The 23,171-nt window shown below is 62.7% G+C and carries 29 protein-coding genes; 19 read left to right on the top strand and 10 right to left on the bottom strand.

The features are described 5' to 3' along the window. Positions 1–11: 11 nt before the first annotated feature. A complete protein-coding gene (locus RO009_09760; protein MDT3685314.1) occupies positions 12–770 on the bottom strand; it encodes a DUF1223 domain-containing protein in 759 nt (252 codons plus the stop codon). Positions 771–919: 149 nt separating this feature from the next. Then, positions 920–3,622: an aconitate hydratase AcnA gene (gene acnA, locus RO009_09755; protein MDT3685313.1), complete on the bottom strand. Its 2,703-nt coding sequence runs from the start codon at positions 3,620–3,622 to the stop codon at positions 920–922. Between the two features lie 234 nt (positions 3,623–3,856). On the opposite strand from acnA, the gene ccmA reads away from it, so the two are divergent. From ccmA to RO009_09730, 5 genes are all read left to right on the top strand, one after another. Next, positions 3,857–4,459, top strand: a complete 603-nt coding sequence (gene ccmA, locus RO009_09750; protein MDT3685312.1) for a heme ABC exporter ATP-binding protein CcmA — start codon at positions 3,857–3,859, stop codon at positions 4,457–4,459. Continuing rightward, positions 4,456–5,124 carry a heme exporter protein CcmB gene (ccmB, locus tag RO009_09745; GenBank protein MDT3685311.1) on the top strand — a complete coding sequence of 223 codons (669 nt, stop codon included), beginning with the start codon at positions 4,456–4,458 and terminating at the stop codon, positions 5,122–5,124. Before ccmA ends, ccmB begins: the two co-directional genes overlap by 4 nt. A 110-nt stretch (positions 5,125–5,234) precedes the next feature. Then, complete coding sequence (locus RO009_09740; GenBank protein MDT3685310.1) at positions 5,235–5,969, top strand: heme ABC transporter permease; 735 nt, start codon at positions 5,235–5,237, stop codon at positions 5,967–5,969. A 2-nt stretch (positions 5,970–5,971) separates the two neighbouring features. Further along, the gene (gene ccmD / locus RO009_09735) at positions 5,972–6,142 is read left to right on the top strand and encodes a heme exporter protein CcmD (GenBank protein MDT3685309.1); all 171 of its coding nucleotides are present in this window, start codon (positions 5,972–5,974) and stop codon (positions 6,140–6,142) included. A 3-nt stretch (positions 6,143–6,145) separates the two neighbouring features. Next, the gene (locus RO009_09730; GenBank protein MDT3685308.1) at positions 6,146–6,733 is read left to right on the top strand and encodes a DsbE family thiol:disulfide interchange protein; all 588 of its coding nucleotides are present in this window, start codon (positions 6,146–6,148) and stop codon (positions 6,731–6,733) included. 206 nt (positions 6,734–6,939) lie between these two features. Here the strand turns inward: RO009_09730 and RO009_09725 are convergent, their stop codons facing one another. Together RO009_09725 and ftsY are read right to left on the bottom strand one after the other, a co-directional pair. After that, positions 6,940–7,569: a septation protein A gene (locus RO009_09725; GenBank protein ID MDT3685307.1), complete on the bottom strand. Its 630-nt coding sequence runs from the start codon at positions 7,567–7,569 to the stop codon at positions 6,940–6,942. A 167-nt stretch (positions 7,570–7,736) separates the two neighbouring features. Next, positions 7,737–8,675, bottom strand: a complete 939-nt coding sequence (gene ftsY / locus RO009_09720) for a signal recognition particle-docking protein FtsY (protein ID MDT3685306.1) — start codon at positions 8,673–8,675, stop codon at positions 7,737–7,739. A gap of 143 nt (positions 8,676–8,818) precedes the next feature. Between ftsY and RO009_09715 the strand changes: the two genes are divergently transcribed. Further along, on the top strand, positions 8,819–9,547 hold the full coding sequence (locus RO009_09715) for an RNA pseudouridine synthase (protein ID MDT3685305.1): 729 nt from the start codon (positions 8,819–8,821) through the stop codon (positions 9,545–9,547). A gap of 50 nt (positions 9,548–9,597) precedes the next feature. Here RO009_09715 and RO009_09710 read toward each other — a convergent pair whose 3' ends face one another. The 3 genes from RO009_09710 to dapF form a co-directional block, all read right to left on the bottom strand. After that, positions 9,598–10,017, bottom strand: coding sequence for a MaoC family dehydratase (locus tag RO009_09710; protein MDT3685304.1), 420 nt, complete (start codon positions 10,015–10,017; stop codon positions 9,598–9,600). A 167-nt stretch (positions 10,018–10,184) separates the two neighbouring features. After that, positions 10,185–11,465, bottom strand: coding sequence for a tRNA (N(6)-L-threonylcarbamoyladenosine(37)-C(2))-methylthiotransferase MtaB (gene mtaB / locus RO009_09705; protein MDT3685303.1), 1,281 nt, complete (start codon positions 11,463–11,465; stop codon positions 10,185–10,187). Between the two features lies 1 nt (position 11,466). Beyond that, on the bottom strand, positions 11,467–12,345 hold the full coding sequence (gene dapF, locus RO009_09700; protein MDT3685302.1) for a diaminopimelate epimerase: 879 nt from the start codon (positions 12,343–12,345) through the stop codon (positions 11,467–11,469). A gap of 160 nt (positions 12,346–12,505) precedes the next feature. Between dapF and RO009_09695 the strand changes: the two genes are divergently transcribed. From RO009_09695 to leuC, 8 genes are all read left to right on the top strand, one after another. Continuing rightward, a complete protein-coding gene (locus tag RO009_09695) occupies positions 12,506–13,087 on the top strand; it encodes a GyrI-like domain-containing protein (GenBank protein ID MDT3685301.1) in 582 nt (193 codons plus the stop codon). 209 nt (positions 13,088–13,296) lie between these two features. Then, the gene (gene ffh / locus RO009_09690) at positions 13,297–14,829 is read left to right on the top strand and encodes a signal recognition particle protein (GenBank protein MDT3685300.1); all 1,533 of its coding nucleotides are present in this window, start codon (positions 13,297–13,299) and stop codon (positions 14,827–14,829) included. Between the two features lie 55 nt (positions 14,830–14,884). Then, positions 14,885–15,247 carry a 30S ribosomal protein S16 gene (gene rpsP / locus RO009_09685; GenBank protein ID MDT3685299.1) on the top strand — a complete coding sequence of 121 codons (363 nt, stop codon included), beginning with the start codon at positions 14,885–14,887 and terminating at the stop codon, positions 15,245–15,247. Between the two features lie 6 nt (positions 15,248–15,253). Continuing rightward, positions 15,254–15,820: a ribosome maturation factor RimM gene (rimM, locus tag RO009_09680; protein ID MDT3685298.1), complete on the top strand. Its 567-nt coding sequence runs from the start codon at positions 15,254–15,256 to the stop codon at positions 15,818–15,820. Between the two features lie 2 nt (positions 15,821–15,822). After that, complete coding sequence (gene trmD / locus RO009_09675) at positions 15,823–16,542, top strand: tRNA (guanosine(37)-N1)-methyltransferase TrmD (protein MDT3685297.1); 720 nt, start codon at positions 15,823–15,825, stop codon at positions 16,540–16,542. Positions 16,543–16,636: 94 nt separating this feature from the next. Then, positions 16,637–17,050, top strand: a complete 414-nt coding sequence (gene rplS, locus RO009_09670; GenBank protein MDT3685296.1) for a 50S ribosomal protein L19 — start codon at positions 16,637–16,639, stop codon at positions 17,048–17,050. A 224-nt stretch (positions 17,051–17,274) separates the two neighbouring features. Then, complete coding sequence (locus RO009_09665; protein MDT3685295.1) at positions 17,275–17,397, top strand: hypothetical protein; 123 nt, start codon at positions 17,275–17,277, stop codon at positions 17,395–17,397. 71 nt (positions 17,398–17,468) lie between these two features. Beyond that, positions 17,469–18,872, top strand: coding sequence for a 3-isopropylmalate dehydratase large subunit (gene leuC / locus RO009_09660; protein ID MDT3685294.1), 1,404 nt, complete (start codon positions 17,469–17,471; stop codon positions 18,870–18,872). 663 nt (positions 18,873–19,535) lie between these two features. Here the strand turns inward: leuC and RO009_09655 are convergent. Further along, positions 19,536–19,877 carry a hypothetical protein gene (locus RO009_09655; protein ID MDT3685293.1) on the bottom strand — a complete coding sequence of 114 codons (342 nt, stop codon included), beginning with the start codon at positions 19,875–19,877 and terminating at the stop codon, positions 19,536–19,538. A gap of 57 nt (positions 19,878–19,934) precedes the next feature. Between RO009_09655 and RO009_09650 the strand changes: the two genes are divergently transcribed. The 5 genes from RO009_09650 to RO009_09630 all read left to right on the top strand — a co-directional run bounded on the left by RO009_09650 (position 19,935) and on the right by RO009_09630 (position 22,105). Next, positions 19,935–20,159 (top strand): hypothetical protein, encoded by a 225-nt coding sequence (locus RO009_09650; GenBank protein ID MDT3685292.1) that lies wholly within the window; start codon positions 19,935–19,937, stop codon positions 20,157–20,159. Between the two features lie 10 nt (positions 20,160–20,169). After that, complete coding sequence (locus tag RO009_09645) at positions 20,170–20,598, top strand: metallopeptidase family protein (protein ID MDT3685291.1); 429 nt, start codon at positions 20,170–20,172, stop codon at positions 20,596–20,598. A 29-nt stretch (positions 20,599–20,627) separates the two neighbouring features. Continuing rightward, complete coding sequence (locus RO009_09640) at positions 20,628–21,026, top strand: heme-binding protein (protein MDT3685290.1); 399 nt, start codon at positions 20,628–20,630, stop codon at positions 21,024–21,026. 125 nt (positions 21,027–21,151) lie between these two features. Then, positions 21,152–21,757 carry a 3-isopropylmalate dehydratase small subunit gene (gene leuD, locus RO009_09635; protein MDT3685289.1) on the top strand — a complete coding sequence of 202 codons (606 nt, stop codon included), beginning with the start codon at positions 21,152–21,154 and terminating at the stop codon, positions 21,755–21,757. Between the two features lie 12 nt (positions 21,758–21,769). Continuing rightward, entirely contained in the window at positions 21,770–22,105 is a 336-nt protein-coding gene (locus RO009_09630; GenBank protein MDT3685288.1) for a hypothetical protein, read from the top strand. A gap of 1 nt (position 22,106) precedes the next feature. On the opposite strand, the gene RO009_09625 is transcribed toward RO009_09630, so the two are convergent. After that, positions 22,107–22,439, bottom strand: coding sequence for an antibiotic biosynthesis monooxygenase family protein (locus RO009_09625; protein ID MDT3685287.1), 333 nt, complete (start codon positions 22,437–22,439; stop codon positions 22,107–22,109). A 67-nt stretch (positions 22,440–22,506) separates the two neighbouring features. Further along, on the bottom strand, positions 22,507–23,121 hold the full coding sequence (locus RO009_09620) for a LysE family translocator (protein ID MDT3685286.1): 615 nt from the start codon (positions 23,119–23,121) through the stop codon (positions 22,507–22,509). Positions 23,122–23,171 lie beyond the last annotated feature (50 nt).

Genomic DNA, 23,171 nt, shown 5'->3' with positions numbered 1-23,171 from the left:
TTTTCTTGAGGTCAGCGCAGGCTGGCGAAAGCTGCACCCAGCATGGGGCCTGGCTTCTCCGATGTGCCGCTCTGCACGATAGCGGCGGCGGCATCGACATCTTCGCCCTTGATATCGCTCAATGGAATCGACCAGGTCGCGGCCTTCCCCTTCCAGTCGCCGACTTTCAACCAGCGGCGGCTGACATTGTGATAGGTTATCGAGCGGCCGGTATTCTCGCCGCGACCGATCGTCACCGGCACCGCTCGCGTCATGGCGCAGAGCCAAACCTCACCCTTCTGATCGTTTTCAGCCGCGGCAACATTCACGGTCAGCTTGTCGCCATCCACGGCAACGGACACGGGAGCGATCATTGCCGTATTCCGCGTCGCCTGGATCGCACGTTCGATGGCGACCCTGTCGCTTCCGACAACGGCCCTGACACCGTTCACAATGACTTGCGGCGTGGCAACTTCGCGGTCGCCGCGCTCGCGCGCATAAGCGCGCTGACGCGCGGAATAGCGGGAATTGGCAAGCGTGTCCTTCCAGCCGAGATAATCCCAATAATCGACCGGCAGGGTCACCGTCACGATGGACGAATCCTTCGCAAGTTCGCCCAGAAGCCTGTCGGCGGGAGGGCAGGACGAACAGCCCTGACTGGTGAATAACTCGACCACTGCGCGAACCTCTCCACCGACCGCGCGCCCTGGCAGCAATGCCACGCATGCCGCACATGCCGCGGAAACGAAAAAAGAGAGCGCCAATGGGCGAAGTCCCACGTCTTTTTCCATGATGTCGTTTGGAGACGGGTTCGAGCGGCCAGCACACTACGGCGCGCAGCCACGACATGCCACTCACTTCGCGGTGAGTGGCATTATCGTTTGAAATGATCGCTTTCAGGAATTCTGATCAGCGTGAACGGCGATCAGCGCATCACCCGTCATGCCGCAAGCTGGCGGAGCACATAGTGCAGGATGCCGCCATTCTTGAAGTATTCGAGCTCATCGAGCGTATCGATGCGGCAGATCAGCGGCACGCGCTTGAGCTCGCCGTCGGCCATCACGATTTCTGCCGTCAGCTTCTGCCGCGGCTTCAGCTCTCCCTGCACCCCGCGAATCGTGACCCGCTCACTGCCTTTCAGGCCCAGCGACTGCCAGGAGGTGCCATCCTCAAACACCAGCGGCAGCACGCCCATGCCGACAAGGTTTGAGCGATGGATGCGCTCGAAGGACTGCGCGATTACGGCGCGGACGCCGAGCAGAATCGTGCCCTTGGCGGCCCAGTCGCGCGAAGAGCCGGTGCCGTATTCCTTGCCGGCGAAGACGACAAGCGGAACCTTGTCCTGCTTGTAATGCATGGCCGCGTCATAGATCGGCATCTGCTCGCCGGAGGGATAGTGAATGGTGACGCCACCTTCAACACCCGGCACCATCTGGTTCTTGATGCGGATATTGGCGAACGTGCCGCGCATCATCACCTCGTGATTGCCGCGCCGCGTGCCATATTGATTGAAATCAACCGGCTTCACCTTGTGATCGACGAGGTATTTTCCGGCCGGTGAATTGAGCTTAATCGAACCCGCCGGCGAGATGTGGTCGGTCGTGATCGAATCCAGGAACAGCCCCAGCACGCGCGCATCGATGATATCCTCGAGCGCGGCCGGACGCGGCTGCATGCTCACGAAATAGGGCGGATTTTGCACATAAGTGGAATTCGCATCCCACCCGTAGGTCAGGCCGCCCGACACCGTGATCTTGCGCCAGTTGGCGTCGCCCTTGAACACATTCGCGTATTTCTTGACGAAGAGTTGCTTGGTGACGTTCTTGCGGATGAAGGCGTTGATTTCCTTTGTGGTGGGCCAGATGTCCTTGAGGAAGACCTTCTTGCCGTTCTTGTCGACGCCGAGCGGGTCTTTCAGCAGATCGACCTGCATCGAGCCGGCAATCGCATAGGCGACGACCAGCGGCGGCGACGCCAGATAGTTCGCGCGCACGTCCGGATTCACGCGGCCTTCGAAGTTGCGATTGCCCGACAGGACGGCCGCGGCGACCACATCATTTTCGCTGATTGTCTTGGAAATCTCCTCCGGCAGCGGACCGGAATTGCCGATGCAGGTGGTGCAGCCATAACCGACGAGATTGAAGCCGAGCTTGTCGAGATCCTTCTGCAGGCCGGACTTGGCGAGATATTCGCCGACGACCTGCGAACCAGGCGCGAGCGAGGTCTTCACCCATGGCTTCACGGTCAGGCCCTTGGCCGCCGCCTTGCGCGCCAACAGGCCGGCGCCGATCATCACGCTCGGATTCGAGGTGTTGGTGCAGGAGGTGATCGCGGCAATCACCACGTCGCCATGACCGAGATCGTGCTTGCGTCCCTCAACCGGGACACGCTTGCCGATCTCCGCCGCCTTCTTGAATTCCTTGTCCATCGCCCCGGCGAATTCGGCCTTCACCGACTTGAGCGCCACACGATCCTGCGGACGCTTCGGACCGGCCAGCGACGGCTCCACCTTGCCGAGATCGAGCCTGAGCACATCGGTGAAAACCGGGTCCTTCGTCACCTTGGTGAGATACATGCCCTGCGCCTTGGCATAGGCGGCCGCCAGCTTCACGCGGTCATCCTTGCGGCCGGTATCGCGCAGATACTTGACGGTCTGCTCGTCGACCGGAAAGAAGCCGCAGGTCGCGCCATATTCCGGCGCCATATTGCCGATGGTGGCGCGGTCGGCGATCGACAAGTCGAGCACGCCAGGGCCGAAGAACTCCACGAATTTGCCGACCACGCCACGCTTGCGCAGCATTTCGGTGACGGTCAGCACCAGGTCGGTCGCAGTCACGCCTTCCTTCAGCTTGCCATTCAGCTTGAAGCCGATCACTTCCGGCAGCAGCATGGAAAGCGGCTGGCCCAGCATCGCGGCTTCCGCCTCGATGCCGCCGACACCCCAGCCGAGCACCGCAAGACCGTTGACCATGGTGGTGTGCGAGTCGGTGCCGACGAGCGAGTCAGGATAAGCGACTTCGCTGACGGACTTGCCGTTGACCTTAAGCTTGGTCTTCGCGGCCCAGGTCACCTGCGACAGGTATTCAAGGTTGACCTGATGGCAGATGCCGGTGCCGGGCGGCACCACGCGGAAATTGTTGAACGCTTTCTGCGCCCATTTCAGGAAGCGGTAGCGCTCCTGGTTCTGCTTGTATTCTTCTTCCACGTTGAGCTTGAACGCGGAATTGTTGCCGAAGAAATTCACGATCACCGAGTGGTCGATGACGAGATCGACCGGCACCAGCGGATTGATCTTTTGTGCGTCGCCGCCGAGGAGCTTCATGGCGTCGCGCATCGCTGCGAGATCGACCACCGCCGGCACGCCGGTGAAGTCCTGCATGAGCACTCGCGCGGGACGGAAAGCGATTTCGCGGTCGGAGGATTTCTTCTTCAGCCAGGCCGCGACCGCCAGAATATCTTCCTTGGTGACCGTGCGACCGTCTTCGTTGCGGAGCAGATTTTCCAGCAGCACCTTCATCGAGAAAGGCAGCCGCGAAATGCCCTTAAGCCCATTCTTTTCGGCGACTGGCAGGCTGTAATAGGCATATGTCTTGCTGCCCACCTTGAGCGTGCGGCAACACCGAAAGCTGTCGAGCGAAGTCATGGAGTCTGTTCCTGTCTCACCGGTCCGAGTGCTGGGCGATTCGATCTAATGCGTTGAGAACGCATTACATTTCAAGCGCAAGCCGCGCAGGGAATCTGCCAAGAAGCGGTCTAAGGTGCGGCTTATAGGGTCTTTTTTGCTGTTCTGCCATATGAACAAAAGCCTTCAACAGCGTGACAGAAGCGGCATAAGAAAGCCGGCAGGCACGCAGGATAAATTTAAGTGGCTGGGACAATTAAACTTTCCGGATCCGACCTGATCTGCCGGCGTGGCGGACGCGAGGTCTTTCGCGACGTCAGTTTCGCGGTTGCATCCGGCGAAGGGCTGCTGCTCACCGGACGCAACGGCGCCGGCAAATCCTCGCTGCTGCGCATGATCGCCGGACTGCTGCGCATTGCAGGCGGCCACCTCGCATTGACCGGCGGCCACCCCGACCACGACATCGCGGAACAGGCGCATTATCTCGGCCATCTCGACGCGTTTAAACCGTCGCTGACGGTGCTCGAGAACCTGTCCTTCTGGATCAGCTATCTGGGCGGCAAAGTGCAGCCGCGGTCGGCGCTGGAAACGGTCGGCATCGGATCGCTGGCCGATCTGCCGGCCGGCTATCTCTCCGCCGGCCAGAAGCGGCGACTGTCGCTCGCCAGGCTGGTCGCGATCGAGCGGCCTCTCTGGTTGCTGGATGAACCGGCCGCAGCGCTCGACGCCGGCGCCCAGACCATGTTGCTGGAGCTGATGCAGCGGCATCTTGGGGCTGGCGGCCTCCTCGTGGCTGCGACCCATCAAAGCTTTGCGCTGCAAAATACCCGCGAATTGCGGCTCGGAGCGCCGGCATGAAAGCGCTGCTGGCTCTATTCCTGCGCGATCTCCGCATCGCCGTGCGCGTCGGCGGCGGCGCCATGATCGGGGTGCTGTTTTTTCTCGCCGTGGTGGCGCTGATGCCATTCGCCATTGGGCCGGATCTCGCGCTGCTGCAGCGAATCGGGCCGGCCATCCTCTGGATCGGAGCACTGCTGGCCAGCCTTCTGGCGCTGGATCGCCTCCTTTCGGCCGATCTGGAGGACGGTTCGCTTGATCTTCTGCTGATGAGCGGCACGCCGCTGGAACTGGCAGTCGCCACAAAGGCGCTCGCGCATTGGATTACGACCGGCGTGCCGCTGGTCATCGCTACGCCGGTTTTCGCCCTGTTCCTCAATCTCGACCTGACGGCGACGGCGGCAGTGGCGCTAACCCTGCTCGCGGGAACGCCGGCGCTGACCTTTATCGGCCTGATCGGCGCCGGGCTGACCGTGACCTTGCGCCGCGGCGGCATTCTGCTCAGCGTGCTGGTGCTGCCGCTCGCCATTCCGCTACTAATTTTCGGCGTCGCCGCGTCCAATGCTGCCATCGTCGGCCCTTTACCCTTTGGCACACCCTTCACAATTCTTTGCGCATTGACCCTGGTGAGCCTGGTGCTCGGGCCCTTCGCCGCGGCGCTGGCGCTGCGGCAGGGACAGGACTAGAGGCAGGATCGCATGCTGTGCCTCGCATGGAACCGGCCTTGTTGCCGCCGAACATTTTGTGTGGCTGAAGCGACCGGGCCGAGGCATGAGGCGCGGCGTAAGGAGTGCCGATGGGTCTGATCGATCTTGCCAATCCGTCCCGATTTCTGACGTTCACCGATCGCGCCTTGCCGTGGCTGGCCGGTGTGACCGCAATCATGTTTGGCATCGGCATTTATTTCGGCTCGCTGGCGCCGGATGATTATCAGCAGGGCGCGACCGTGAAGATCATGTTCCTGCACGTGCCATCGGCCTGGCTGGCAATGTTTGGATGGACCGTGATGAGCATTTCCGCTCTCGGGACACTGGTCTGGCGGCATCCGCTCGCCGACGTCGCCGCCAAGGCGGCGGCGCCGATCGGGGCGGCTTTCACCTTGCTCTGCCTGATTTCCGGCTCACTTTGGGGCCGGCCGATGTGGGGCACCTATTGGGTGTGGGATGCGCGGCTGACTTCGGTTTTCGTACTGTTCTTAATGTATCTCGGCGTGATTGCGCTCTGGCGCACGATTGAGGAGCCGACCCGCGCCGGCCGCGTCGTCGCAATCCTGACCCTGGTGGGCGCAATAAACATTCCGATCATCAAATATTCGGTCGAGTTCTGGAACACGCTGCATCAGCCGGCCTCGGTCATGCGGCTGGACGGGCCGACCATTCACTCGTCAATCCTGATCCCGCTCTTGATCATGGCGCTCGCCTTCACGTTGCTGTTCATCACCTTGCACCTCGCCGCCATGCGCAATGAAATCCTGCGCCGGCGCGTGCGGACGATGCAGCTCATGCAGGCGCAGGCCGCGCCGGGACACTGAGCATGGATCTCGGACCTCACGCCGCTTTCATCATGTCGTCCTACGCGGCGGCGATCATCATCTTGATCGTTCTGGTAGGGTGGATCGTGTTCGACCACCGCGCCCTGAAGCGTACATTGTCGGCTCTGGAGAAGCAGGGCGTGACGCGCCGCTCCAATGAGCGCAAGAGCTGACCGATGACGACAGCCGCTGAAGCAAAAACCTCCAGACGACGCGCGCTTCTGCTGGTGCCGCTTGTCGCCTTCCTGGCGCTGGCGGCCTTGTTCTTCTTCCGGCTCGGCGTCGGCGATCCGAACCGCATTCCGTCGGCGCTGATCGGGCGGGAGGTGCCGCAGACTGAATTGCCGGCGGTTGAGGGATTGCTGCAGGACGGCAAGCCGGTACCCGGAATATTCCCGGCGCTTTTCCAGGGCAAGGTCACGCTGCTGAATGTCTGGGCGTCGTGGTGCGTGCCGTGCCATGACGAGGCGCCGCTGCTACACGAACTCGCGAAAGATACGCGTTTCCAGATCGTCGGCATCAACTACAAGGATCAACCCGATAATGCGCGGCGCTTCATCGGCCGTTACGGCAATCCTTTCGTTGCTGTTGGCGCCGATCCGAATGGGCGCGCGGCCATCGACTGGGGCGTTTATGGGGTGCCGGAAACCTTCGTGGTGGGGAAAGACAGCCGCATCGCCTACAAGCTGGTGGGGCCGATCACCGAGCAGAACCTCGTGGCTGTATTGAAGCCTGCGATCGAGAAGGCCTTGAAAGCACAATAAAAATGGCGGCGGCGCCGGCCGCGTTTCATGTGAAACAATTCCTATAATCGCCGCACCGCTGCGGGATTGTCATGCTCGTAGAATTCGCGATCCTCGTGCGCGAACATCGTTGCTCGTGCACATTCAGCGCCATCCTCGGAGCGAAGCGCGCATGTTCCCGACATCCTGGCGCCGGACAGGCATCGCGCGCGCGAGGAAGTGCTGCTCTACTTCTTCTCCGGCTCGACCGCGTATTTGGTCAGCACCGGATATTGCAGCATGGCGAACACGAAGGTCAGCGGCATCACGCCGAACACCTTGAACGTGACCCAGGTGTCGGTGCTGGCCATGCGCCAGACGATCTCGTTCAGGATCGCCATCACGAAGAAGAACGCCGACCAGCGGATGGTGAGAATGCGCCAGCCCTCTTCGCTCAGATGGAACACGGAATCGAACACCGTCTCCAGCAGCGGCTTCTTCAGAATCAGACCGCCCAGCAGCACCGCGCCGAACAACACATAGATGATGGTCGGCTTCATCTTGATGAAGGTGTCGTTGTGCAGGAACAGCGTCAGCCCGCCGAATACCACGACGATGATCGCCGACACCACCGGCATCAGCGGCAGGCGGCGGATCAGTGCGTATGACACGATCAGCGACACCACGACCGCGACCATGAACACCGCCGTCGCGACAAAGATGCCGGAGCGCTCGGCGTCGGCGGCGATCGCCGGAAAGAATGGCCGGACCAGCGGCAGAAACAGTCCGGGGCGCGAATTGGCATAGAAGAACAGGATCAGCGGCCCGAGATCGAGCGCGAGCTTGGCGAAGGGGTTGAGCTGGGTTTTTTCGGACATTCAGATTCTCTGTTCTGCCAGCGCCTGCAATTTTCTCCGAGTTGTTCCCGCGAAAGCGGGGACCCATAGCCACATTGCTATCAAGGCGTTTATGGGTTCCCGCTTGCGCGGGAACGACTTCAGAGGTTGCTGCACGTCAAGATGACGGATGGAGATTTGACCAAGCCTCATTCCTCAATCCCCGCCACCGCGCGCGCGAAATCCTTTGCGTCGAACGACTGCAGATCGTCAACGCCTTCACCGACGCCTATGAAGTGGATCGGGATGCGGAATTTTTCCGCCAGCGCCACCAGGATGCCGCCACGCGCGGTGCCATCAAGCTTGGTCATGACGAGGCCGGTGACCCCCGCGGTCTTTTGAAACGCTTCGAGTTGCGACAGGGCATTCTGTCCGACCGTTGCGTCGAGCACCAGCAGCACCGCATGCGGCGCGTCGGGCTCGACCTTCTTCATCACGCGAACGATCTTCTCCAGCTCGTTCATCAATTCGGTCTTGTTCTGCAGGCGGCCGGCGGTGTCGATCAGCACGACATCCGCCTTCTCGTTTCTCGCCGCAGTCACTGCCTCGAAGACCAGGCTCGCCGCGTCCGATCCCGGCTCGCGCGCGATCACCTGCGCGCCGGTGCGCTGCCCCCAGATCTTGAGCTGATCGATGGCGGCAGCGCGGAACGTATCGCCCGCGGCCAGTATCACCTTCTTGCCTTCGCCTGCGAATTTCGCCGCCAGCTTGCCGATGGTCGTGGTTTTTCCCGAACCGTTGACGCCAGTGACGAGAATGACGAAGGGGTTTGCGCGGCCGATTGTGAGCGGAGCGGCGTGCGGCGCCAGCGTCTTTTCGATTTCCGCGGCGACAATCGCCTTCACCTCGTCCGGCGAGACATCCTTGTCGTAACGGCCTTCGCCTACTGCGGCGGCGATGCGCGCGGCGGCGGCGACGCCGAGGTCGGCGCGGATCAGCGCCTCCTCGATCTCCTCGACCATGGCGCCGTCAAGCTTTCGCTTGGTGACCAGATCTGAAATGGCGGTTCCGAGCGCAGAGGATGTGCGCTTCAGTCCGCCTGTCAGACGCTGCCACCAGCTTTTCTTTTCGGACTCGGTTGCTTTCATTTACTGCCTTTCATTCGCCATGGCCGGGCTTGTCTCGGCCATCCCGCTTAGAGGGGCACCGCGTCCCCTAAGCGGGATGCCCGGCACAAGGCCGGGCATGACGAGAGTGGTTGGCGTAGTTGCGGCGTGATAGCCCTTTCCGCATGACACCGGAAGAGATGGTTTCCCGGCTGCTGTACCGCGACGGCCTGATGCTGGTCATCGACAAGCCAGCCGGACTGCCCGTGCATCGAGGCCCGAAAGGTGGCGAAAGTCTGGAGGACCATTTCGACGCCTTGCGCTTCGGGCTGCCACGCCGGCCGGCGCTGGCGCACCGGCTTGACCGCGAGACTTCCGGCTGCCTTGTGCTCGGCCGCCACCGCAAGGCGTTGGACCAACTCGGCAAGCTGTTCAAGAACGGCAAGATCGGCAAGACCTACTGGGCTGTGGTGGAAAACGGGCCCGACGTCGACGAAGGCTGCATCGAACTGCCGCTGGCGCGCCGCGACGAAACGCGCGGCTGGTGGATGAAGGTCGACCCGGCCGGATTGCCGTCGGTCACGACATGGAAGGTGATGGGGCGCGCCGACGGCAACACCTGGCTCAGGCTCGAACCGGTCACCGGACGCACGCATCAATTGCGCGTGCATTGCGCGGCGATGGGCTGGCCGATTTATGGTGACAGCATTTACGGCCATGCGCCGCGCACCGGAGGGCCGGGATTGCATCTGCTCGCGCGCGAGATCGTGGTGCCGCTTTACAAGAACAAGGACGCGATTGCGATGACTGCGCCGGTGCCGCAGCATATGCGCGAGATGCTGACGGCGTGCGGCTGGGATGGGTTGGAGAAGGAAACCGAGATCGGAAGGTTGCCGCAGGCAGAGCGCGCGTAGCTGTGCCCTCTCTCCTCGAGGAGAGGGCATATCAATGGGTGCCGGCAAAACTACGTCTTCTCCATCACCAGCACCCGGCCCGTCGCACTGACGACCTTCTCGCTGTTGCCGTTGTTCACGCGGCCGCGCAGATCGACGATCTCGCCGCCGAGAAACAGCGATTTCTCCACCGACAGCACTTCCCATTCCAGCAGGATGGTGTCATCGGCATAGACCGGGCGGTGAAACTTCACCGAGAATTCCAGCCCCACCATGTCGCCGAGCTTCGAGAAATGCGTCGCGGTCAGCGCCATCAGCCGCGCCGTCGTCTGCGCGCCGCTGGCGGTCAGACGCTGGTAGCGGCTGCGCGCCGCGGCGGCCGGATCATGATGAATCGGATTATGATCCCGCGCCGCCAGCGCAAAGGCGCTGGCATCCTCAGGGGTGAGCTGGATGGTTTCGGAAAATTTTTCGCCGGGCTTTACTTTCATTCGGACGATCCTAGCCGCAGATGTGCGGAAAATCTGGCGGCAATAAAGCTGCACTTTCGTTGATCATTTAGGGCGCACCAAGGCGCGTACCGGAATCAAGCGACGAACCCTGGGTGTGTGGCTGGATTCCGGGTTCGCGGGCTTTCGCCTGCGCCCCAAAATAACCATCACGCCGCAGCCGCAATGAGCTGACGGCCGTCATGCGCGGCGATGGACAATTCCATCATCTGGCCGGGCGCCGCTGCAAGCGGCAACCGCACCGGCGTGAATTGCGCCGTGCGGCCGATGCCGTTCAGTTCGGTCAGCACCTGACGCCGCGCGCCGATTTCGCCTTGCAGGTGCCGCCGCAACGCGGCCGCGCCTTTCTCGCGCAGGCGCCGTGCGCGCTCCTTCACAACGGTACCATGGACCTGCGGCATGCGCGCCGCCGGCGTGCCGGGGCGCGGCGAGAACGGAAATACATGCAGATGCGTGATGCCGCAGTCGTCGACAAGCGCCAGCGAACGCGCAAACATGTCTTCGGTTTCGGTCGGGAAGCCGGCGATGATGTCGGCGCCGAACACCATGTCCGGCCGCAGACGCCGCACCTCGTCGCAGAACGCAATCGAATCGGCGCGCGAATGCCGGCGCTTCATGCGTTTCAGGATCATGTCGTCGCCGGCCTGCAATGACAGATGCAGATGTGGCATCAGCCGTTCTTCGTTGCCGATGGCATCGAGCAGGTCGTCGTCGGCCTCGACGGAATCGATGGACGACAGACGCAGCCTTTCCAGCTCCGACACGTGCTTCAGAATCTGTTTCACCAGCGTGCCGAGTTTCGGCGCGCCGGGCAGGTTGCTGCCATAGCTCGTGATATCGACGCCGGTGAGCACCACTTCGCGATAGCCATTGCCGACGAGCCGGCGGATCTGCGAGACGATCTCGCCCATCGGCACCGAACGTGAATTGCCGCGGCCATACGGGATGATGCAGAAGGTGCAGCGATGATCGCAGCCATTCTGGATTTGCACGGTGGCCCTGGCACGGCCTTCGATGCTCTCGATCAGATGCAGACCGGTCTCACGCAACGCCATGATGTCGTTGACGACGATTTTTTCTTCCGCGTCGAGACCGAAGGCGGATGGCCCTGACAGATTTGCCTGCACATCCTGCCAGGTCTTCGCGTCCAACTTTTCTCCGTTGCCGATCACGCGATCGACTTCCGGCATGGCCGCAAAGGATTTCGGATCGGTCTGCGCGGCACAGCCGGTGACGACGATGCGCGCACCGGGACGCTCGCGATGCATGCGCCGGATCGCTTGCCGCGCCTGCCGCACCGCTTCGTTGGTCACCGCGCAGGTGTTGATGACAACGGCGTCGTCGAACCCGGCGCCTTCCGCCTCGCGCCGGATCACTTCCGACTCGTAGGTGTTGAGCCGGCAACCGAAAGTGACGACGTCGACGCTCATGTTAGGCGCCTGCAACGGCGGCAAACAACGCCGGATCGAACTTGCCCTCGAATTCAAACTCGACCGGACCGGTCATCAGCACATGATCGTCGCTCTCGCGCCATTCGATCAACAGATCGCCGCCCGGCAGGGTGATGCGCACCTTGCGGTCGGCGCGCTTCAGCCGCGCCGCGGCGACCGCCGTGGCGCAGGCGGCCGAGCCGCAAGCCTTGGTCAGGCCGGCGCCGCGCTCCCAGGTGCGGATGATGATGTGGTCGCGCGCCTTGATCGCGGCGAGCGTGATATTGGCGCGCTCGGGAAAGATCGGATGGTTCTCGAGCAGCGGTCCGAACCTGCCGAGATCGTGCGCGTAAGGATCGTCGACCCAGAAGATGGCGTGCGGATTGCCCATGTTCACCACCGACGGCGAATGCAGCACCGGCTTGTCGATCGGACCAATCTGCAATTCGATGGCGCGGGTGTCGCGGAATTCTTCCGCCAGCGGAATCTCGCTCCAGGCAAATTGCGGCTTGCCCATATCGACGGTGAAGCGCGCCGCATCGTCGGTCTTCCAGCAATTCACAAGACCTGCCTTGGTCTCGAAAGTCAGCGCGGACTTGTCGCCTTCGGCGAAGACGAGCGAGGCCACGCAGCGCATGCCGTTGCCGCAGGCGCCGGCCTCCGACCCATCGTTGTTGTAGATGCGCACGAAGGACTCGGTGCCGGGCGTGCGCGGCGGATAGAGCGCCATCATCTGGTCGTAGGGAGCGCCCGCAGGTGCCGCCGCCGCGCGTGCATCCTCGGCTGAGATCGCGTGCGGTGACTGGCGCATGTCGACGACCACGATCTCGTTGCCGAGACCGTTCATCTTCACAAAAGCGTGGTTGGCGAGAGCGCTCATCGGAATATCTGCGGCAAAGTCGCCAGTATATATGGGATAGCGCGGCCGATTGGCCAGCGCCGACTTTTCCAGCTGCACTGGCCGAATACCGGCACAAAGGCGGCGTTGTCTCGTGTTACACAACGCGGGTCAGCCGCCAGCGGGGATGAAGGGGATTGGAATGACCGTACTGCGCGCCGGCCTTGCTGCGGCGCTCGCGCTGACGCTCGGGCTCGGACTCGCCACGACATTCGCGCAGGGGCCCGGACCCGACGCGCCAGCGGCCGCGCCGCGCGCGTCGAGCGAATTCGGCGTCGAAATCACGCTGCCGGAAAAGACGATCGTGTTCCTGACAGGAAGCGGCACCTGGGATTCGGCCTTTGATACGCTGGTCGATGCGCTCAAGACAGTTTACGCCTTCATGGAAAAGGCAGGCCTGCAGCCGGCGGGCGAGCCGATGATCATCTATACCTCTGCCGACGACAGCGGCTTCACCTTCCAGGCGGCGGTGCCCCTTTCCGCCGCGCCCGAAAATCCGCCCAAGGGCGACATCGCCGTCGGGATGGCGCCCTCCGGCAAGGCTTATAAATTCGTGCATCGCGGGTCCTACGACGCGATGGAGAATACCTACGAGGCCATCACCAATTTCTTCGACGAGAAGAACATCGAGTCGCAGGACATGTTTATCGAGGAATATGTGACCGACCCCCGCACCACGGCGGAAAGCGAGCTGGTCATTAATGTCCTGGTGCCGGTGAAATAATACCTCAATTAACAGACTGGTATTGCTTCGTTATTTTATTTCCTTGACGTGTTCAGGCCGCGTCCCTAGTTTCCGCCCGCTCTCGCAAGAGATGTGACGCTTCACCCGCCGACCGGTCCCAGAGGCCGGAGGCCCCCGCCCGACAGCGCGATGCGCCCTCGGGCGCTGATGTGTTTTTCAAGCCTCATCCTGAGGAGGCCAATAACCTCATGTTCGACAACCTGTCGGAACGGCTATCTGGAATTCTCGACCGCCTGACGCGACGCGGGGCGCTGTCGGCTGCAGACGTTGACGAGGCCTTGCGCGAGGTACGCCGCGCGCTCCTGGAGGCAGACGTCGCGCTCGATGTCGCACGCGCCTTCATCGAGCGCGTGAAGACGCGCGCGGTCGGCGCCGAAGTGATCAAGTCGGTCACGCCGGGCCAGATGGTGGTGAAGATCGTCCATGATGAACTGATCGCCACGCTCGGCTCAGACGCGCAGGCGGTCGATCTCAATGCGCCTCCGCCGGTTGCGATCATGATGGTCGGCCTGCAGGGCTCCGGCAAAACCACGACCACCGCCAAGCTCGCCAAACGACTCGCGACTCTGAACAACAAGAAGGCGTTGATGGCCTCGCTCGACACGCGCCGCCCGGCGGCGATGGAGCAGCTCGCCGTGCTCGGCAAGCAGGTCGCGATCGACACCCTGCCGATCGTCGAAGGCCAGACACCAACGCAGATCGCGCGCCGCGCGCTCGAAGCCGGCCGCCTCGGCGGCTTTGACGTGGTCCTGCTCGACACCGCCGGCCGCATCACGCTGGACGAAGCGATGATGGCGGAAGCGGCGGAGGTGAAGACTGCCGCCAAGCCACACGAAGTGCTGCTGGTCGCCGACAGCCTCACCGGCCAGGACGCGGTCAATCTCGCGCGCGCGTTCGACGAACGCGTGGGGCTGACCGGCATCGTGCTGACGCGCGTTGACGGCGACGGCCGCGGCGGCGCCGCCCTGTCCATGCGTGCCGTCACCGGCAAGCCGATCAAGCTGATCGGCACCGGCGAGAAGATGGATGCGCTCGAGACCTTCGATCCCGCGCGTATCGCCGGCCGCATCCTCGGCATGGGCGACATCGTCTCGCTGGTCGAGAAGGCGGCGCAGAATCTCGACGCCGAGAAGATGCAGCGCGCAGCCGAGCGTATGCGCAAGGGCGCCTTCGATCTCAGCGATCTGCGAGAGCAGCTGACGCAGATGCAGAAGCTCGGCGGCATGTCCGGGCTGATGGGCATGATTCCGGGTGTCGCCAAGATGAAGGCGCAGATGGCGAACGCCAATCTCGACGACTCGCTCCTGAAGCGGCAATGCGCGATCATCGATTCGATGACACCGCAGGAGCGGCGCAATCCCGACATCCTGAAAGCGAGCCGCAAGAAACGCATCGCCGCCGGCTCCGGCACAACACCGGAACAAATCAACAAGCTGCTGAAAATGCACCGCACCATGGCCGACATGATGAAGGCGATGGGCGGCGCGAAGCGCGGCCCGATGGCGCAAATCGCCAATGCCATGGGCTTCGGCGGCGGCATGCCGTCGGCGGAAGAGATGGCGAAGATGGCCGAGCAGATGAAGGGCGCCGGCGGCGGCTTGCCGCCGACCATGCCGGGCATGCCTTCAAGCCTGCCGCCAAATTTCCCCGGGCTTCCGGGCGGGAAAATGCCGGGACTGGGCGGCCTGCCAGGCTTGCCCGGCCTGGGCAAGAAGAAATGACCTGCACCACCAACACCGTGATTCCGGACAAATTCATCAAGAAAGGAAACTGAAAATGCCTGTCGTCATCCGCATGGCCCGCGCCGGGACCAAGAAGCGCCCGTTCTATCACATCGTCGCCGCGGACTCGCGCGCGCCGCGCGACGGCCGCTTCATCGAGCGGCTCGGCTTCTTCAATCCGCTGCTGCCGAAGGACAATGCCGAGCGCCTGAAGCTCGACCTGGACAAGATGAAAAGCTGGATCGCCAAGGGCGCGCAGCCGTCTGATCGCGTGCTGCGTTTCCTCGATGCCGCCGGCGTAATGAAGCGCGAGAAGCGCAACAATCCGGAGAAGGCGATTCCGCGCAAGCAGCGCAAGGCGATGGCGGAAGAAGCCGCCAAGGGTCCCGCTGCCGCCCCTGCGCCGGCGGCGAGCTAATCGCGCATGGCGTCGCGTCCGAAAGACGGGCGCGAGACACGAGTCTGCGTGGCGCAAATCGGCGCCGCGCATGGACTCAAGGGCGAGGTGCGCCTGTGGTCCTTCACCGAAGATCCGTCGGCGGTCGCGCAATATGGCGCGCTCGAAACCGAGGACGGATCGCGGCGTCTGGAAATTTCCAGCCTGCGCGCAGCGAAGGATTGCTTCATCGCCAAGCTGCACGGCGTCAATGACCGCAACGCGGCGGAAGCGTTACGCAACACGAAACTCTATATCGAGCGCGATCGTCTGCCCGACACCGAGGATGACGACACGTTCTATCACGCCGACCTGATCGGCCTCGCGGCGTTCGATGCGGACGGATCGAAAATCGGCGACGTCGTGGCCGTGCAGAATTTCGGTGCCGGCGATATCATTGAAGTGCGCCGCGCGGACAACTCGACTGTTATGTTTCCGTTCAATGAGGCGGTGGTGCCGGAGATCGACATCGAAGCCGGCCGCATGATCATCGTGCCTCCAACGGAAACCGGCAGCGAAGCGGAAGAGCGAACAGCATCCGCATCGGAATCGTGACCATGTGGCGCGCGACCGTCTTCACCATCTTCCCCGAAATGTTTCCTGGCCCGCTCGGCATGAGTCTGGCCGGCCGCGCGCTGGCTAACGAGACCTGGGCGCTGGAGACGGTGGACATCCGCGACTTCGGCATCGGCGCGCATCGCACCGTCGATGACACGCCGGCCGGCGGCGGCCCCGGCATGGTCATGAAGGCGGATGTGCTGGCTGCGGCGATCGACGCCCGCGCCGCCGACAGCCGCCCGCGCCTCTTGATGAGCCCGCGCGGCAAGCCGCTGACCCAAAGCCGGGTGGCGGAGCTGGCGCAGGGCCAAGGGGCGGTGATCATCTGCGGCCGCTTCGAAGGGGTGGACGAGCGCCTGATCGCGGCCCGCGATCTCGAGGAGGTTTCGATCGGCGACTATGTGCTGTCCGGCGGAGAAATCGGCGCCCTGGCGGTGCTCGACGCCTGCGTCCGCCTGCTTCCGGGGGTCATGGGCAAGGAGGCCTCGGGGGCCGAGGAGAGCTTTGCCGGGGGGCTCCTGGAATATCCGCAATATACCCGGCCCCACGTCTTCGAAGGCCGGCCGATCCCGGACATTCTGGTATCGGGCGACCACGGGAAGGTCGCCAAATGGCGCCGGGAGGAGGCCGAACGGCTCACCCGGGAACGCCGGCCGGACCTCTGGGCCGCCTATGACGCCCGGCAACCGTCGGACAAGAAAAACCATCCAAAAAGGTGACAAACCTGAGTCTTTGCATTAGAACCGCGCCAAATCCTGACACTGGCAGACGGAGCGCGGCGCCCCGTGAGCGCGCGCAGATGGAGATTTCGCCATGAACCTCATTCAGCAACTCGAACAGGAACAGGTGGCGAAGCTGTCTGCCGGCCGCGAGATTCCGGATTTCGAGCCGGGCGACACCGTGCTCGTCAACGTGAAGGTCAAGGAAGGCGAGCGCAGCCGCGTGCAGGCCTATGAAGGCGTCTGCATCGCGCGTTCCGGCGGCGGCCTGAACGAGAATTTCACGGTGCGCAAAATTTCCTACGGCGAAGGCGTCGAGCGTGTGTTCCCGCTCTACTCGCCGATGATCGACTCGATCAAGGTCGTGCGCCGCGGCAAGGTCCGCCGCGCCAAGCTGTATTACCTGCGCTCGCTGCGCGGCAAGAAGGCACGCATCGCCGAGGTGCAGACGCATCACGGCGAAGGCGCCGCAGAAGGCGGCCCCGCCAAGAAAACTGCCGCGAAGTAAATTCGCGTCCAAGGATCAGGCGAAAGAGGGGCCTTCGCGGCCCCTTTTTCATGCCGGAGCATCGGGTATCGGGCGCGAGCTGGAATCGAGATACAATCGCAATCGATGCGGCTGGATTGCAGCTTCGCGCCTTCGGCGCGCCCCGGAATGACGGAGCGTTGGCAAGCTTTCGCGCATGCCGGACATTCATTGTCCGGCAAGACTGGAATTGCTACATAGAAGCCATGACATTCCGCTGGACCAAGACCGACACAACGCCGCCGCACCTGATCGTGCTGGACGATCACGCGCGCCTGCCCTGGCGGTTCTTCGGGCGGATGACGGCGGCGATTCAGGCGGGCCTCTGAGCCGCTCTGACCATGCACGGCGCGGAGCGCCGCAACCCGTCCGATCAACGACATACATTCGAGACCGATTCATGAAACCGCGTACTCTTTACGACAAGATCTGGGACGACCACGTCGTCGAGCAGCAGGAGGACGGCACCTGCCTGCTCTATATCGACCGCCATCTCGTGCATGAGGTGACATCGCCGCAGGCCTTCGAGGGTCTGCGCAATACCGGACGCAAGCTGCGCGCACCGCAGAAGACTCTTGCCGTCGTCGACCACAACGTGCCGACCTCGGATCGCTCATTGCCCAATCCGGATCCGGAAAGCGCCGAGCAGATCGCGGTACTGGCACAGAACGCCAAGGATTTCGGCGTTGAATATTACAACGAGTTCGACAAGCGCCAGGGCATCGTCCACATCATCGGACCGGAGCAGGGCTTCACGCTGCCGGGCACGACGATCGTGTGCGGCGACAGCCACACCGCGACGCATGGCGCGTTCGGCGCGCTCGCCTACGGCATCGGCACGTCTGAAGTGGAGCATGTGCTGGCGACGCAAACGCTGCTGCAGAAGAAATCGAAGAACATGCGCGCGATCGTCGACGGCAAGCTGCCGGCCGGCGTCACCGCGAAGGACATCATCCTCGCCATCATCGGCGAGATCGGCACCGCCGGCGGCACCGGCTATGCGCTGGAATATGCCGGCGAAGCGATCCGCTCCATCTCGATGGAAGGCCGGATGACGATCTGCAACATGTCGATCGAGGGCGGCGCCCGCGCCGGCATGGTCGCGCCGGATGAGAAGACCTATGCGTATCTGAAGGATCGTCCGAAAGCACCGAAAGGCGATGCATGGGATGCGGCGCGCCGCCATTGGGACACGCTGCATTCCGACGATGGCGCGCATTTCGATCATGAGATCAGGCTCGATGCCGCGAAACTGCCGCCGCTGGTCACCTGGGGCACGTCGCCGGAAGACGTCGTGTCGATCACCGGTGTCGTGCCCAATCCGGATGACATCGCCGACGAGACCAAGCGCGCCTCGAAGAAGCGCGCACTGGACTATATCGGCCTGACGCCGGGCACGAAGATCACCGATATCAAGCTTGACCGCGTGTTCATCGGATCGTGCACCAATGCGCGTATCGAGGATTTGCGTGAAGTCGCGCGCGTGGTGAACGGCCACACCGTCAATGCGAACGTGAATGCGATGATCGTTCCAGGCTCGGGGCTGGTGAAGGAGCAGGCGGAAGCCGAAGGCCTGCACAAGATCTTCATCAAGGCCGGCTTCGATTGGCGCGAGCCGGGCTGCTCGATGTGTCTCGCGATGAACCCGGACAAGCTCAAGCCGGGCGAACGCTGCGCCTCGACCTCGAACCGCAACTTCGAAGGCCGTCAGGGCTATCGCGGCCGCACACATCTTGTCTCGCCGGCGATGGCGGCGGCGGCGGCGATCGCCGGCCACTTCGTCGACGTGCGCGAGTGGAAATAGCGACCGCGTCATTTTTCCAAGATTTTAAGAAAAAGGCCCGCCAAGCCGCGGGCCTTTTCATATTTTCAAGTTTTCAAGCTACCACCAGCCACCACGGCCGAATCCGAAGCTGACGGTGACGCCGGGTCGATAACCCCAACCCCATGGCCTTCCCCAAGCATAGGACCGGTAACCCCAGCCCCACGGCCGATAACCCCAGCCCCATGGCCGATAACCCCAGCCCCATGGCCGGTAATAGGGTCGCCAAGGCCGGTAATATCCATAGGCCGGCCCCCAATAAGCCCGACGCCAACCCCAGCGCGGCCCCCAATGGCCCCGCCAAGGCCGGTATACGTGCCGCACGCGCACATGACGCCGGTGATATCGCCGCTGCGAACTGAATTCATGTTGATCGAGATTGCGTGCTCCATCCGTCCTCGACGCCGCCGAGGATGGCGATGGAGTGAACAGAATCAGAACTGCAAGAACCGAGAGAGCTGCAAATAGTTTTGTCATCGGCATTCTCCAAGGCTCGACCACCGCCTCCGCCACGATCAACGCGCCAAAACGCCGATAGTGCCGCTGCCACTTCTTCGCAGTTATAAAAAGCGCCCGCGCCAAAACGCGTCTATCGCACCGCTCGGCTCCCAGCGGGCATATCGAGCGCCGTTATAAAAGAAGGGCTTACGGGTAACCGCGCACCCAGCGGCAGCGCATCTGCGGCGTTATGACCGTGCCGCTGGGGCGGTATTCGGTCAGGTACCAGTCCTCGCATTGCCGGTAGGCCGGGCCAGGCGCCGGCCAGGAATAATCGTCGGGCCGCGGATAGGCCCAGGCCGGCGGCTGCGGCTGCACGCGAATGCGGGGACGCTGCCGCTCCTGGGCGGAAAATTCAGTCGGTGCGCGCAGACCGGCATCGCGCGCGAAGGCCGGCGCAAGGGCGCTGCACGCCACAACCGCCGCAAGGCTTGCCCAGAAGATGCGCATGCGCGTCCCGCTCCATTCGTCGCCGCCAAGCTCCCCCATCGCACCGGTCAGGTCAACCCGATAGCGGCACCGCCGGTCCCGCCCTATGTTGGCGGCATGACCGATCGCCGACGCGATTCCGAACAAGAAGCCCGGCGCACGCTTGAGGCATTGCGGCATGAGCGCGACGCGCTTGGCGGATTTTTCGCGCGCTGGTTTGCGCCCCGCGCTGCGCAGACTGACGATCCCGTCGAAATGTGGGGCGCCCGCATCGGCCGCGGCCTGAGTCTGATCGCCGTGATATTGATCTGCCTGTATCTGTTCTGGATCTATGTCAGGTGAAACCTGTTCCATGAGCAATGACGTTCTGACAAATGCCCTCGCCTGGCGCTCGGTCAAGGCGGTCTCGCTCGCCGAGATGGAAGCCATCGCGGAAGAAGCCTTTCAGCGCCTGCCGGAGACCTTCCGCGCGTTGTGCCGCGACGTCGTGATCCAGGTCGACGATTTTCCGGGCGACGACGTGGTGCGGGAGATGCGGCTGCAGAGCGAGTTCGACATTCTCGGGTTGTTTCAGGGCATCGGCCTGCCATTCCAGTCGACCTCGGATCCCTCGCGCATGCCGAACATGATCTGGCTCTATCGCCGGCCGATCCTGGATTACTGGGCCGAGCACGAGGAAACCCTGGGCAGCATCATCACGCATGTGCTGGTGCATGAGATCGGGCATCATTTCGGCTTGTCCGACGACGATATGGAGGCGATCGAAGCCAGCGTCGAATGAAGCCACTGTCATATTGAAAAGGGGGACCCATGCGAACCAAACCGTGCCTGACATCGTCCGACGTTCTGAAAATGGCCGCCGCGTGCAAAGCGAAAGCCGAGAAGAACAAATGGAACGTCACCATCGCCATCGTCGATGACGCCGGCATTCCCCTTTATCTGGAGCGGATGGACGGGGCGGCCTCGACCACGGCGGAAGTCGCCGTCGGCAAGGCCCGCACCTCCGCCATCAGCCGGCGGCCGAGCAAATTCTGGGAGGAGCGGATCAAGGAGCGGCCGGGTTTCCTGAACTTTCCGGGCGTGCTGCAGATCCAGGGCGGGCTGCCCATCATCTATCAGGGCGAGTGCGTCGGCGCGATCGGCGTCTCCGGCGTGCAATCACATGAGGACGAAGTAATCGCCCAGGCCGGTCTGAACGCGCTCACCTGACACACCCGCGCGCCGCCCGCAGGGCAGCCATTTGGGCTATAGATTCAGCCGCTTGCCACCTTGACCGGCGGCGGCCCGCCCGCCTAGAGGAAGGCAGGCGCCTGACGGCGCAAAGGACCTTAGCGATGGACAAGTTTACCGTGCTGGAAGGCGTCGCCGCGCCGCTCAAAATGGTCAATGTCGACACCGACATGATCATCCCCAAGCAATATCTGAAGACCATCAAGCGCACCGGTCTCGGCAAAGGCCTTTTCTCGGAGCAGCGCTATAAGGACGACGGCAGCGAGAACCCGGATTTCGTGCTCAACAAGCCGGCCTATCGCAATGCCAAGATTCTGGTCGCCGGCGACAATTTCGGCTGCGGCTCCTCGCGCGAGCACGCGCCCTGGGCGCTGCTCGATTTCGGCATCCGCTGCGTGATCTCGACCTCGTTCGGCGACATCTTCTACAACAACAGCTTCAAGAACGGCATCCTGCCGATCCGCGTCACCCCGGAAGAGCTGGAAAAACTGTTCGAGGACGCCGAACGCGGCGCCAACGCCACGTTGACGATCGATCTCGAGAAGCAGGAAATCCGCGGCCCTGACGGCGGCGTTATCAAGTTCGACGTCGATCCTTTCCGCAAGCATTGTCTGCTCAACGGCCTCGACGATATCGGGCTGACGATGGTGAAGAAGGACAAGATCGACACTTTCGAAAGCAAGGCGCAAGCCGAACGGCCCTGGCTGTAAGCGGGCGCGTCCGTGAAAGCTGCCCTTTTCACGACACTGGCGGTCTCGCTGATCCTGCCGTCGGCAGCGTCGGCACAGCGCACCAAGTTCGACGGGCTGCGACAATGCGAGCGTTTCGGCGCGCTGCAATTCCGCAAGCAGAACCCGTCCTTTCGCCGCTTTCTGATCGACCGGTCAAGCGTCGTTGACGACAAATTTGTCGATCAGGTCGGCCAGCAATTTGTGTCGACTATCTATCACGGCAAAGCGATCTACGAGGCCGGCAGCGGGCCGAAGCAAGTCCGCTTCATTTGCCTGCACGCCGGCTACCGGCGTGGTCCGGTCTTCGTCTATACCTTGCCGGAATGAATCAGGTTCGCGGACTCGCGGCCTCGACGTGCACCACATCGTACAGAGACGGCTCAATTTCGTCCGCCAGCTTGCCGAAATGCGGCCACTTCTTGCGAAATTCGGGCGCGTGATGGGCGGCCGTCAGTTCCTCGGCGCTTTCCCATTGAACATAATTCACGACATGGCTGCCGTCCTGGCTGCGGTGCAGGCTGATTGAAACGAAGCCCGGTTGCGACGACATGAACCGAGCGCGCTCGGCCATCAGTCGCAGCACTTCGTCCTGATTGCCGGGAGGCAGTTTGACGGTCGTGATCTGGGTCACGATGCCGCTATTCTCGCGGATATCGGGCATGGCGGCGTCCTCCTGTTCTCGGGAGAAATAACGCCGCAGTGACTGCCGGGTTCACCGGCCCCCTCCGCTAGCGGCTACGCGCCAGCGCCATCCAGATGCCGCCGCCGATCAGGAACATGCCGCTTACCCTCGAGACCAATCGCACCCGCGATTGCGACAGAGCTTGCCCGGCACGGCCCGCCAATAGCGCGTAAATACTGTCGAAAATCGCCGCCGTCACCATCGCGGTGACGCCGAGCAAGATCACCTGTCCGACATAGTCACCTTTGGGATCCACGAATTGCGGGATGAAGGCCCCGAACAGCAGCAGCACCTTCGGGTTGCTCATCAGCACGAGGAAACCTTGCAGGAGGAAACCGCCACGCGGCCGCTCGGTTTTGCCCGCGGCCTGCAATGAACCCGATACAGTGAACATCTTGATCCCAAGCCATACCAGATAAGCCGCGCCGGCGAGCCGCACCCAATCGAACCAGATGCTCATGGTGGCCATCAGCGACGCCAGTCCCGCCGCGACAATCAGCATCATGACGCCAATGCCGAGTTGGGTACCGGCGACGTTGAGAAGTCCGGCGCTCGTCCCATAGCGCAGGGAATTGGCGACGATCAGCGTCACTGTCGGACCCGGCACAATGACGATAACGATACAGGCGGCGACATAGGTGAGATAGAATTCGAGGGACATGGCGGTTGCTTCCCATTAGCTGGCAACGCACGAAGGCTGTTCTCCCTCCC

This window comes from Pseudorhodoplanes sp. (assembly GCA_032027085.1).
Taxonomy (GTDB): domain Bacteria; phylum Pseudomonadota; class Alphaproteobacteria; order Rhizobiales; family Xanthobacteraceae; genus Pseudorhodoplanes.
This window is presented reverse-complemented; position numbering and strand designations above follow the sequence as displayed.